A 12,232-nucleotide genomic window follows, 5' to 3' on the forward strand; every position below is an offset into this window, starting at 1 on the left:
ATAAACAACCGCGCGGTAGTATAAAGGCAAGCCTTGAGCATTGATATAGCGTCCGCCAGCGAGACGATAAGGAGATCGTAATTTATGACATTCAGGCATTGGCAAATTGGTGTGCATATTCAACAGGATGGCGTCTTTATCGTGGCGCTTTCCGCTGGGCGTTCCGGGCGGGCGCTGCGCCGCTGGTGGCACCTTCCTCTCCCCAGTGGCGCGGTGGTTCAGGGGCGGATTAAGGCACCGGAGCAGCTGCTCGCTGCGCTGCGCCCATGGCGCCATGCTTTGCCGCAGCGCCACTGCGCGCGCATCGCCTTTCCCGCCGGGCAGACGCTGCAGCGAAGGTTGCCGCGCCCGGCGGTGACGCTGCGTGAACCTGCACTGACCGGCTGGGTTTCACAGGCGATGGCGCGCGAGCTGGAGATGGCGCAAAGCGATCTCTGCTTCGACTTCACCGAGGATGAGCCCGCCAGAAGCTACGGCGTGACCGCCGCGCAGAACCGGGATATCGCCGCGCTACTGGAGATCGCGCAGCAGCTTTCACTCCACCTCTCCTCTATCACGCCCGATGCCTGTGCTCTTCAGCCGCTGCTGCCCTCGTTAGCGGCACCGGTGCGCTGTCTCGCCTGGTGCGATGAGCGCCAGTGGTTGTGGGCGACAAAAGAGAGCTGGGGGCGGCGAGCACGCGAAGAGGCGGAAAATGTCGCACAGCTTGGCGAGCTGCTCGCACTTCCCCTGGATGAGATTATCCAGTGCGGCGAAGGTGTGGGGGAGTTCGACTGCTGGAGCGCGGTGCCGTCGCGCCAGCCGCCGCTACCGGATGCAAGCCAGCGCTATGCCGTTGCGTTGGGGCTGGCGATCGCCAGGGGGTACTGATGCGCCCTGCGGTCAATTTTATGCCGTGGCGACAGCTGCAGCGGCGGCGCTGTTTGCGCTTCTGGGTGGCAATCGCGGCGGCAAGCGTAGTGAGCCTGTCGTTGGGCGGTACGCTATGGCATGCGCAGCGCGCTCAGGCCGGGCGTAGCGGCACACTCTGGCTGGCGGCGGATCGGTCGCTGCTGGCCGCGCTGCATACACAAGAACAACCGCTTCGCCTGCGGCGACAGCAGTGGCAGCTGGCGCAGGAGAAAGCGCGTCGGCGGCAGATAACAGCCGCCTGGCGGCAAACGCTGCTCACGCTTGCGGATGCGCTGCCGGAAAACGCCTGGCTGACGCAGCTGCGCTGGCGGCAGAACCAGCTTGAAATCCACGGCCTGGCACGCGCCGTCAACGCCCTGGGCGAGTTCGAGCCGCGGCTGCAAAAGCTGGCGGGGTTTCATCTTCAGCCGATGGGGAGCGCCTCGCGTGATGGTCAGGGGCTCTGGCAGTTTACCTACCAGCTGAGCCGGGAGCAGGTCGATGTCGCTAAACCCTGAAGTCTGGCTCGCACTTTCGCCCCGCATGCGGGCGATCTGCTGGCTTGCCGCGATGTTTAGCAGTGTTCTGCTTATCGGCTGGTTCGCCATCCGCCCGCTGAATCAGACGCAACGCCTTACGCAGCGTCAGCAGAGCGCCCTCCAGCCGGAGTTACAGGCAGAGTGGCGAAAGCTTCGCGCGCTGGCGCTGCCGGAAGCGCAAAGCACTGTTACGCAGGTGCGCCGCTTTAGCCCGCTCGACTTTCACGGCCAGTCGCGGCAGCTCTTGCGCTGGCAGCCGATGCAGGGCGACGGTGAACTGGTGCTGGAGAGCCGCTGGTCGCAGGCTGTGGAGACTTTTTCACTGCTGGCAGAGCGTGGTATGCAGATTCCGGCATTTTCTCTCTCCGCCAGCGAAAGCGGGCTACGTTTTACGCTGCAACTGGAGCATGACGATGATGGTTAAACGCCTGCTTTTCACCTTTGGGATCGTCACTGTGCTGTGCGGTATGCGCGATCCTTTTCAGCCCGCGCCGGATCGCTGCCAGCTTGCGCAGCTCCGCGCCTGGCAACTGCACGGCGTTATTGAAAGCGGGCAGCGGCTGGCCATCATCCGCGATGCGGCAGGACGCTGGCACCGGGTAAGCGTGGGCGACACGCTTTCACCCGGCTGGCGCGTTACCGCCATCAACGTAGATGAAACAGAGATAGCAACAGGGAAGGCGTGCGCCCCCTCAACATGGCGCTGGAAACGAAAAGGAACTCAGGATGAGGAAATGGATAGCAAGCGTCGTGCTCTTTAGTCTGCCAGTGGCGGCTGTCAGTGCCGCGCCTCTGGTGACGATGAGCGTTGACGAGGTGCCTGTCGCGCAGGTGCTGCAGGCGCTGGCGACGCTGGAAAAAAAGAATATCGTTATCCCGCCGGAGGTGAGCGGTGTCGTCTCCCTTAACCTGACGGAAGTGCCCTGGTTACAGGCGATGCAGACCGTCGCGGCCAGCGCAGGGTTAATTCTGAGTCAGCAGGGCGCTATCTGGCAGGTGCATACCGCCTCGTGGCAGCAGCAGAAGCTGGCTGAGCGGGAGGCGGCGCAGGCGCGGCGTAAAAAGAACGCGCCAACGCTGACGCGCGGCATTGTGTTGCACCATGCGAATGCCGCTGAGCTGGCAAAAGCCGCAGAGAAGCTAATCAGTGCCCAGGGGACCCTCACCGTGGATACGCGCCTTAACCGCTTACTGGTGCGGGATAATAAAGAGAGCCTCGCCGCGCTGGAAAAGTGGATCGCGCAGATGGATCTGCCCGTTGAGCAGGTCGAACTGGCGGCCTGGATCGTCACTATTAATGAAAAAAGCCTGCGTGAGCTTGGCGTGAAGTGGGGGCTCGGGCAAGAGCCTGCCGCCACGCGCGGGCAGGTGAGCACTCTGGCGGCAGATCACAGCGTTGCCAGCGCCACAACGCGCATCGGCTTTAATATCGGCAGTATTAATGCGCGTCTTCTTGAGCTGGAGCTTTCCGCGCTTGAACAGAAGCAGCAACTGGAGATTATCGCCAGCCCGCGCCTGCTGGCTTCCCATCTTCAGCCCGCAAGCATCAAGCAGGGGAGTGAAATCCCTTACCAGGTGGCGAATGGAGAGAGCGGCAACACGGCGGTTGAGTTTAAAGAGGCTGTGCTGGGCATGGAAGTGACCCCAACTGTGCTGCCCGATGGGCGGGTACGCCTGAAGCTGCGCATTAGCCAGAATATGCCCGGCCAGGTACTGCAACAGGCCGGAGGCGAAGCGCTGGCGATTGATAAGCAGGAGATTGAAACCGTGGTGGAGGTGAAAAGCGGTGAAACGCTGGCATTGGGTGGCATCTTCTCGCAAAAGAGGCGTAATGGCAGAACCCAGGTTCCGGGCCTTGGTGCTATTCCCGGCTTCGGTCGTCTGTTTCGCCAGGAAGCAAAAGAGGGGGATCGCCGCGAACTGGTGGTCTTTATTACCCCCAGGCTGGCAGCGGTACATTAAATCTGCCGTAACGCCCCTTTTTCGCCGTAACTTGGCCCAGGTGTTTGACGTGGGAGATGATTTAGCTTACAAGGAGTACCGATTTGAGTGTCAGCGGTCTCCGAATAATAAAGGGCGGTAAGAGGGATAACGTGTTTATTCAGTTGCCAAACAAGCCGGAGTACTGAGATAATTTTCGATCTGACTCTCGCACTATCGCATATGAGGTTTCAGTTCATGTCCTGCTACGCCGCACGTTTGCGAAGCGGGTTTATCATCAACGAATAGTCTTAGTAGTACCGAAAAAATGGCAGAGAAACGCAATATCTTTCTGGTTGGGCCTATGGGTGCCGGCAAAAGCACTATTGGGCGTCAGTTAGCTCAACAACTCAATATGGAATTTTACGATTCTGATCAAGAGATTGAGAAACGAACCGGAGCTGATGTGGGCTGGGTCTTCGATGTTGAAGGTGAAGAAGGTTTCCGCGATCGCGAGGAAAAGATCATCAATGAGCTGACGGAGAAGCAGGGCATCGTTCTGGCGACCGGCGGCGGCTCTGTGAAATCCCGCGAAACCCGTAATCGTCTCTCCGCCCGCGGTGTAGTGGTGTATCTGGAAACCACTATCGAGAAGCAACTGGCACGTACTCAACGTGATAAAAAACGTCCCCTGCTGCAGGTGGACGCGCCGCCGCGTGAAGTGTTGGAAGCGCTGGCCGACGAACGTAATCCTCTCTACGAAGAGATTGCCGACGTGACCATCCGTACTGACGATCAGAGCGCGAAAGTGGTGGCGAACCAGATTATTCATATGCTGGAAAGCAACTAAATCAGGCTTAATAGACGGCCTGTAGGTTTAAGCAACTAAGGTGGATGTCGCGTCATGGAGAGGATCACCGTTACTCTCGGGGAACGTAGTTACCCTATCACCATCGCGGCTGGTTTGTTTAACGACCCAGCTTCCTTCGCGCCCCTGAAGTCTGGTGATCAGGTTATGCTGGTCACCAACGAAACCCTGGCACCGCTCTACCTTGATAGGGTACGTAGCGTGCTGGAACAGGCCGGCGTTAATGTCGATAGCGTGATCCTGCCTGACGGCGAGCAGTACAAAAGCCTGGCGGTGATGGACACGGTGTTCACCGCACTGTTGCAAAAACCACATGGGCGCGATACCACACTGGTCGCGCTCGGCGGCGGCGTAATCGGCGATTTGACCGGTTTTGCTGCGGCCAGCTATCAGCGCGGCGTGCGCTTTATCCAGGTGCCGACCACGCTCCTTTCTCAGGTTGACTCCTCCGTTGGCGGCAAAACGGCGGTAAACCACCCCCTTGGCAAAAACATGATTGGCGCGTTCTATCAGCCCGCGTCGGTCGTGGTCGATCTCGACTGCCTGGCAACCCTTCCTGCCCGTGAACTCTCCTCCGGTCTTGCGGAAGTGATCAAATACGGCATTATTCTCGACGGCGCGTTCTTTAGCTGGCTGGAAGAGAATATGGATGCTCTGCTGCGCCTTGATGGCGCGGCGCTGGCTTACTGTATTCGCCGCTGCTGCGAACTGAAAGCGGAGGTCGTCGCCGCCGATGAGCGCGAACACGGCTTACGTGCTTTACTCAATCTTGGTCATACCTTCGGCCATGCGATTGAGGCGGAGATGGGCTACGGTAACTGGTTACACGGCGAAGCCGTTGCTGCCGGGATGGTGATGGCGGCACACGCGTCAGAACGCCTCGGGCAGTTTAGCGCAGCAGATACGCAGCGCATCAAAGCGTTGTTAAAACGCGCCGGTTTACCCGTTGAGGGGCCGCGTGAAATGGCGGCGCAGGCTTACCTGCCGCACATGATGCGCGATAAAAAAGTGTTAGCGGGAGAGATGCGTTTAGTGCTTCCGCTGGCCATAGGGAAGAGTGAAGTTCGCGGCGGAGTGTCGCACGACGTAGTACTTAGCGCTATTGCTGATTGCCAGCAGGCGTAACGATAAGAAAGGTCTGTTCACGCGCTGCGTGGCGTTTAACTTCGGGCGATATGCATCAGTGGCATACGCCTTTGTGTGGGGTGTTAAATGGATGAATTCAAACCAGAAGACGAGCTGAAACCCGATCCCAGCGATCGTCGTACTGGTCGTTCTCGTCAATCTTCCGAGCGTGTCGATGAGCCGCAGATCAACTTTGATGAGGTTGATGTTGATGCCGACGATCGCCGTCCTGCGCGTTCGCGCCGGGTGCGTGATGATCGCGAAGAAGAGAGCTATCAAGAAGATGAAGCCGCTCTGGACGAGGAGCCGCAGGAGCGTCGCCCGCGTAAGCGTAAGAAAGCCGCTGCCGCTGCGAAGCCAGCCTCCCGCCAGTATCTGATGATGGGCGTCGGTATCCTTGTGTTACTGCTGCTGATTATCGGCATTGGCTCTGCGCTGAAATCCCCCGCGCCTGCTAACAACGAACAAAACACGTCGGGCGAGAAAAATATCGATCTCGGCGCGACGGATAACACTGCCGGTAACAGCGGCAACGCTGCCGATCAGGCAAATGGCGCACAGCCCGCACCGGGCGCGTCGCCATCTCAGGCTCAGAACGCAGGCACCGCGCCGGCTCAGCAGGATGTGACGCTGCCGCCGATCTCCTCGACGCCGTCGCAAGGCCAGCCATCCGCTACGCCGGAAGGGCAAAACCGCGTTGAAGTGCAGGGCGATCTCAACAACGCACTGTCGCAGCCGCAGAGCCAGACGCAGCTTGATAGCGCGGCCAGCTCGACGCTGCCGACCGAACCGGCAACGGTTGCACCGATTCATAACGGTAATGGCAGTAACAATGCCAACGCCGCGCGTAATCAGCAGCAGCCAGCGTCCGGTGAAAGCCGCACTACGGCGCCGCGTAACGAACGCAAGCAGATGGTGATTGAGCCGAAGCCAGCCGCCAAAACGCCGGTAGCGAAAAGCGAGCCGAAAGCGGAATCCCGCCCGGTTGCTCAACCGCCGAAGCGCACGGAAAGCACCGCTTCTGCGCCAGTGAAAGCGCCTGCGACAACGTCGACAGCAGCACCGTCAACGTCAACGGCCGCATCCACACCGGCTCAGCCGAAAACCACGGCACCGGCGGCGAGCGCAAGCAGCGCGCCTGCTGCCAGCGGCACGGCCTCTACCGGCAATGTCGGTGCGCTGAAGTCAGCGCCGGGCAACCACTACACCCTGCAGCTGAGCAGTTCATCGAACTACAACAACCTCAATGCGTGGGCGAAGAAAGAGAATCTGAAAAACTTCGTGGTCTACCAGACAACGCGTAACGGTCAGCCGTGGTACGTGTTGGTGAGCGGCGTCTATGCCTCGAAAGATGATGCTAAACGCGCCGTTTCCGCGCTGCCAGCGGATGTGCAGGCGAAAAACCCATGGGCGAAGCCGCTGCATCAGGTTCAGGCCGATCTTAAGTAATGTGTAAAGCGCAGGATGCTGTCGGAGCTTTCTCCACAGCCGGAGAGAGTGTAAGTAATCAGTCAGCATGAAAAAGAATCGCGCTTTTCTAAAATGGGCAGGGGGGAAATACCCCCTGCTCGACGATATCGGTAGGCACTTGCCCAAGGGAGAGTGCCTCATCGAGCCTTTCGTTGGCGCGGGCTCGGTGTTTCTCAACACCTCCTACTCCCGCTATATCCTTGCAGATATCAACAGCGACTTAATCAGCCTCTATAACATCGTTAAAGAGCGCCCTGATGAGTATGTTCATCACGCGCGCGCGCTGTTTGTGCCCGCGGTGAACCAGTCCGAAGTCTATTACCAGCTGCGTCAGGAGTTTAACCAGTGCCAGGAGCCGTTCCGGCGCGCGCTGCTGTTTTTATACCTCAACCGGCATGGCTACAATGGTCTGTGTCGTTACAACCTGCGCGGGGAGTTTAACGTGCCGTTCGGGCGCTATAAAAAGCCCTACTTCCCGGAAGCGGAGTTGTACCACTTTGCAGAAAAAGCGCAGAATGCCTTCTTTTACTGCGAATCTTACGCCGAGAGTATGGCGCGCGCGGATGCGAACTCGGTGGTCTATTGCGATCCGCCCTATGCGCCGCTCTCTGCGACAGCCAACTTTACGGCGTACCATACCAATAGCTTTACCCTTGAGCAGCAGGCTCATCTTGCCGCGATTGCGGAGAGTCTGGTGCAAAACCGAATCCCGGTATTGATTTCCAACCATGACACGCTGTTGACGCGTGAATGGTACAGTCAGGCGAAATTGCACGTGGTGAAAGTGCGACGCAGTATCAGCAGTAATGGCGGGACGCGTAAAAAAGTGGATGAGCTGCTGGCGCTCTATCGCCCGGCTCCCGCGCCTCGCTAACCCTGCGTTCACCGCGCCGCCGCCTGCCGAAACCTACTTTCTCAAGGAGATGCGGATGAAACAGTATTTAATTGCCCCTTCGATTCTGTCGGCTGATTTTGCTCGCCTGGGCGAAGACACCGCCAGCGTACTGGCCGCGGGCGGCGACGTTGTTCACTTTGACGTGATGGACAACCACTACGTACCGAACCTGACCATCGGCCCGATGGTGCTGAAAGCGCTGCGCAACTACGGCATTACCGCGCCTATCGATGTGCACCTGATGGTGAAGCCGGTCGACCGCCTGGTGCCGGACTTTGCCGAAGCCGGGGCAAGCATTATCACCTTTCATCCTGAAGCTTCTGAACATATCGACCGCACGCTGCAGCTGATCAAAGAGCACGGCTGCAAAGCGGGGCTGGTGTTTAACCCGGCGACACCGCTGAGCTATCTGGATCACGTTATGGATAAGCTGGATGTGATCCTGCTGATGTCCGTTAACCCCGGTTTTGGCGGTCAATCCTTCATTCCCCATACCCTTGACAAGCTGCGCGAAGTGCGTCGTCGCATAGATGCATCCGGCCTTGATATCCGTCTCGAAGTGGACGGCGGCGTGAAAGCGAGCAATATCGGCGAGATCGCGGCAGCTGGCGCGGATATGTTCGTGGCGGGCTCGGCGATTTTCAATCAGCCGGATTACAAACAGGTTATTGATGAAATGCGTAGCGAACTGGCGAAGGTAAGTCATGGATAAATTGCAGTCGATTCGGGGTGTCGCGTTCGATCTTGACGGCACATTAGTGGACAGCGCGCCGGGGCTCACCGCCGCCGTAGACAGCGCGCTGTATGCCCTTGAGCTGCCGCAGGCTGGCGAAGCGCGCGTGATTACCTGGATTGGGAATGGCGCCGATGTGTTGATGGAGCGCGCCTTCAACTGGGCCCGCCAGGAGCGTGCCATTCAGCGTGCTTCGCAGGGCAAGCCCGATATTGATACCGGTGACGTGCCGCAGGCCGAGCAGATCGCCATGCTGCGCAAGCTCTTCAACCGCTACTACGAAGAGACCGTGGAGGAGGGCAGCTTCCTGTTCCCGGACGTGGCGCAAACTCTCGCGGCGCTGCACGAAAAAGGGCTGCCGCTGGCGCTGGTGACCAACAAGCCGACGCCGTTTGTCGCGCCGCTGCTGGACGCGCTGGAGATTGCCCACTACTTCACTTTTGTTGTCGGTGGCGATGATGTGGTGAATAAGAAGCCGCACCCGGAGCCGCTGCTGCTGGTGTGCGACAAGCTGGCGATTCAACCCCATGAGTTACTCTTCGTTGGCGATTCACGCAACGATATCCGCGCCGCGCAGGCGGCCGGCAGCGTCTCCGTTGGCCTGACCTACGGCTATAACTATGGTGAAGCGATTACCCTAAGCGAGCCGGACTACGTCTTCGACCGCTTTAACGATTTACTGCCCGCGCTCGGGCTCCCGCTCAGTGAACATCAGGAAATGAAAAATGACTAAGCCCATCGTTTTTAGTGGCGCACAGCCCTCAGGTGAATTGACCATTGGCAACTATATGGGTGCGCTGCGTCAGTGGGTGAACATGCAGGACGACTATCACTGTATCTACTGCATCGTTGACCTGCATGCCATTACCGCGCGTCAGGATCCGGAGAAGCTGCGCAAGGCGACGCTGGATACGCTGGCGCTCTACCTGGCGTGCGGTATTGATCCGCAGAAAAGCACGATCTTTGTACAGTCCCACGTTCCTGAGCATGCCCAGCTGGGTTGGGCGCTGAACTGCTACACCTACTTCGGCGAGCTGAGCCGTATGACGCAGTTCAAAGATAAATCCGCACGCTATTCAGAAAACATCAACGCCGGCCTGTTTGACTACCCGGTGCTGATGGCGGCAGACATCCTGCTTTACCAGACCAATCAGGTGCCGGTCGGCGAAGACCAGAAGCAGCATCTGGAGCTGAGCCGCGATATCGCCCAGCGCTTTAACGCCATTTATGGCGATGTGTTTAAAGTGCCTGAGCCGTTTATTCCGAAGTCCGGTGCGCGCGTAATGTCGCTGCTGGAGCCGACGAAGAAGATGTCCAAGTCGGACGATAACCGCAACAACGTGATTGGCCTGCTGGAAGATCCGAAATCGGTAGTGAAGAAGATCAAACGCGCCGTGACCGACTCCGACGAGCCGCCGGTTGTGCGTTACGATGTGGCGAACAAAGCGGGCGTCTCTAACCTGCTCGATATCCTCTCTGCCGTGACCGGCCAGAGCATCGCCGAGCTGGAGCAGCATTTCGAAGGCAAGATGTATGGCCATTTGAAAGGCGAAGTGGCGGACGCGGTTTCCGGCATGCTGACCGAGTTGCAGGAGCGCTACCATCGCTATCGCAATGACGAAGTTTTCCTGCAGCAGATCATGCGCGAAGGTGCGGAAAAAGCGAGCGCGCACGCTTCAGAAACCCTGAAGAAGGTGTACGAAGCGATTGGGTTTGTTGCGAAGCCGTAAGCGTTGATTGCCGGATGGCGGCATAAATGCCTTATCCGGCCTACGGGTTAGCACGATTTTGTAGGCCTGATAAGCGCAGCGCCATCAGGCATTGTGCCCGGCGCTGATTGCCGGATGGCGGCGTAACTGCCTTATCCGGCCTACGGTTTAGCGCGGTTTTGTAGGCCTGATAAGCGCAGCGCCATCAGGCATTGTGCCCGGCGCTGACTGCCGGATGGCGGCATAAATGCCTTATCCGGCCTACGGGTTAGCGCGGTTTTGTAGGCCTGATAAGCGTAGCGCCATCAGGCATTGTGCCCGGCGCTGACTGCCGGATGGCGGCATAAATGCCTTATCCGGCCTACGGGTTAGCACGGTTTTGTAGGCCTGATAAGCGCAGCGCCATCAGGCATTGTGCCCGGCGCTGACTGCCGGATGGCGGCGTAACGCCTTATCCGGCCTACGGGTTAGCATGGTTTTGTAGGCCTGATAAGCGCAGCGCCATCAGGCATTGTGCCCGGCGCTGATTGCCGGATGGCGGCATAAATGTCTTATCCGGCCTACGGGTTAGCGCGGTTTTGTAGGCCTGATAAGCGTAGCGCCATCAGGCTTGTGCCCGGCGCTGACTGCCGGATGGCGGCATAAATGCCTTATCCGGCCTACGGTTTAGCACGATTTCGTAGGCCTGATAAGCGCAGCGCCATCAGGCATTGTCTTTAAAACCACTTCAACTTATCGCGTAACGCGACAACCCTGCCGACGATAATCAACGACGGGCTTTTCACCTGCTGCGCCAGCTCGCCAAGCTGCGACAGCGTGCCGCTCACCACCCGCTGCTGCACCGATGTGCCATTTTCCACCAGCGCTACCGGCATATCCGCCTGCATGCCGTGGGCGATCAACTGCTCCTGAATCGCCGCTGCCTGATTTAACCCCATATAGAACACCAGCGTCTGCTTCTCTGCCGCCAGGTTAGCCCAGTCCAGCTCACCGCCGGTTTTCAGGTGGCCCGTGACCAGCCGCACGCTCTGGGCGTAATCCCGGTGAGTCAACGGAATACCCGAGTAAGCCGAACAGCCGGAAGCCGCGGTAATCCCTGGCACAACCGAGAAGGGAATGCCCGCATGGCAGAGCGTTTCCAGCTCTTCGCCGCCGCGCCCAAAAATAAAGGGATCGCCGCCTTTTAACCGCACCACGCGCTTCCCGCTTTGCGCCTCGCGCAGCAGGATCTGGTTAATCTCCTCCTGCGGCACGCAGTGATAGCCCGCTCGTTTACCGACAAACACACGGTCGGCGTCACGGCGCACCAGATTCATGATCTCATCGGAGACCAGCCGGTCATACACCACCACATCCGCCTGCTGGATTTGCTGTAAGCCTTTCAGCGTCAGCAGCCCGGCATCGCCAGGCCCCGCGCCCACCAGCACCACTTCACCACGATTATCCAGCGGCTCGTTCAGCATCTGCTCGGTGATGCTCTCCACCGCGACCATATTCTGGTTCGCCAGCGACTGCGCCAGTCGATCGTTAACGAACAGCTTCTCCCAGAAACGACGGCGCTCGCTCATGGTGGCGAAATGGCGCTTCACACGGCTGCGCAGCTGCCCGGCAAACTTCGCCACGTGACCAAGATGTTGCGGCAGCAGCGACTCCAGCTTCTCGCGCAGCAAACGCGCCAGCACCGGCGACGTGCCGCCGGAGGATATCGCCACCATCAGCGGCGAACGGTCGATAATCGACGGCATGATAAAGCTCGCTTCTTTCGGCGCATCGACCACATTGCAAAAGATGCGACGCGCTTCTGCCGCATCGCTGACCCGCTGGTTTACCGCGTCGTTATCGGTGGCGGCAATTGCCAGCCAGCACTCATCGAGTAGCGTTTCGCTAAATTCGCCTTCGACCAGCGTCAGCATGCCTTCGGCGGCCCAGGCGGTAAATTGAGGAATAAAGGTGAGGGCATTGACGGTGAGCTGCGCGCCCGCATCCAGCAACAGACGCGCTTTGCGCTCCGCGACGTCGCCGCCGCCGACCAGCAGACAGGGGCGTCCCCGTAATTGACAGAAAATTGGCAGGTGATCCACG

At 58.9% G+C, this 12,232-nt stretch carries 13 protein-coding genes; 12 read left to right on the forward strand and 1 reads right to left on the reverse strand.

The window, feature by feature from the left end; all coding sequences use genetic code 11:
• Positions 1–84: 84 nt before the first annotated feature.
• From BWI95_RS09525 to trpS, 12 genes are all read left to right on the forward strand, one after another.
• The gene (locus BWI95_RS09525) at positions 85–870 is read left to right on the forward strand and encodes a DNA utilization protein HofM (protein WP_076769393.1); all 786 of its coding nucleotides are present in this window, start codon (positions 85–87) and stop codon (positions 868–870) included.
• On the forward strand, positions 870–1,409 hold the full coding sequence (locus BWI95_RS09530; protein WP_054804635.1) for a PilN domain-containing protein: 540 nt from the start codon (positions 870–872) through the stop codon (positions 1,407–1,409). The genes BWI95_RS09525 and BWI95_RS09530 overlap by 1 nt, the downstream gene beginning before the upstream one ends.
• Positions 1,393–1,854: a HofO family protein gene (locus BWI95_RS09535; RefSeq protein WP_076769394.1), complete on the forward strand. Its 462-nt coding sequence runs from the start codon at positions 1,393–1,395 to the stop codon at positions 1,852–1,854. The genes BWI95_RS09530 and BWI95_RS09535 overlap by 17 nt, the downstream gene beginning before the upstream one ends.
• Entirely contained in the window at positions 1,844–2,191 is a 348-nt protein-coding gene (locus BWI95_RS09540) for a HofP DNA utilization family protein (protein ID WP_054804634.1), read from the forward strand. The genes BWI95_RS09535 and BWI95_RS09540 overlap by 11 nt, the downstream gene beginning before the upstream one ends.
• Positions 2,157–3,392: a DNA uptake porin HofQ gene (hofQ, locus tag BWI95_RS09545; RefSeq protein WP_076769395.1), complete on the forward strand. Its 1,236-nt coding sequence runs from the start codon at positions 2,157–2,159 to the stop codon at positions 3,390–3,392. The genes BWI95_RS09540 and hofQ overlap by 35 nt, the downstream gene beginning before the upstream one ends.
• A 286-nt stretch (positions 3,393–3,678) precedes the next feature.
• Positions 3,679–4,200, forward strand: a complete 522-nt coding sequence (gene aroK / locus BWI95_RS09555) for a shikimate kinase AroK (RefSeq protein ID WP_002920267.1) — start codon at positions 3,679–3,681, stop codon at positions 4,198–4,200.
• A gap of 54 nt (positions 4,201–4,254) precedes the next feature.
• Positions 4,255–5,343 (forward strand): 3-dehydroquinate synthase, encoded by a 1,089-nt coding sequence (aroB, locus tag BWI95_RS09560; protein WP_076769396.1) that lies wholly within the window; start codon positions 4,255–4,257, stop codon positions 5,341–5,343.
• 87 nt (positions 5,344–5,430) lie between these two features.
• Positions 5,431–6,792, forward strand: a complete 1,362-nt coding sequence (gene damX, locus BWI95_RS09565; protein WP_054804632.1) for a cell division protein DamX — start codon at positions 5,431–5,433, stop codon at positions 6,790–6,792.
• 67 nt (positions 6,793–6,859) lie between these two features.
• A complete protein-coding gene (gene dam, locus BWI95_RS09570) occupies positions 6,860–7,687 on the forward strand; it encodes an adenine-specific DNA-methyltransferase (RefSeq protein ID WP_023482009.1) in 828 nt (275 codons plus the stop codon).
• A 55-nt stretch (positions 7,688–7,742) separates the two neighbouring features.
• The gene (rpe, locus tag BWI95_RS09575; RefSeq protein WP_023482084.1) at positions 7,743–8,420 is read left to right on the forward strand and encodes a ribulose-phosphate 3-epimerase; all 678 of its coding nucleotides are present in this window, start codon (positions 7,743–7,745) and stop codon (positions 8,418–8,420) included.
• Positions 8,413–9,174, forward strand: coding sequence for a phosphoglycolate phosphatase (gph, locus tag BWI95_RS09580; protein WP_076769397.1), 762 nt, complete (start codon positions 8,413–8,415; stop codon positions 9,172–9,174). The genes rpe and gph overlap by 8 nt, the downstream gene beginning before the upstream one ends.
• On the forward strand, positions 9,167–10,171 hold the full coding sequence (gene trpS / locus BWI95_RS09585) for a tryptophan--tRNA ligase (RefSeq protein ID WP_076769398.1): 1,005 nt from the start codon (positions 9,167–9,169) through the stop codon (positions 10,169–10,171). The genes gph and trpS overlap by 8 nt, the downstream gene beginning before the upstream one ends.
• A gap of 695 nt (positions 10,172–10,866) precedes the next feature.
• Here trpS and cysG read toward each other — a convergent pair.
• A complete protein-coding gene (gene cysG / locus BWI95_RS09590; RefSeq protein ID WP_054804349.1) occupies positions 10,867–12,231 on the reverse strand; it encodes a siroheme synthase CysG in 1,365 nt (454 codons plus the stop codon).
• Position 12,232 lies beyond the last annotated feature (1 nt).

The organism is Kosakonia cowanii JCM 10956 = DSM 18146 (assembly GCF_001975225.1).
GTDB lineage: Bacteria > Pseudomonadota > Gammaproteobacteria > Enterobacterales > Enterobacteriaceae > Kosakonia > Kosakonia cowanii.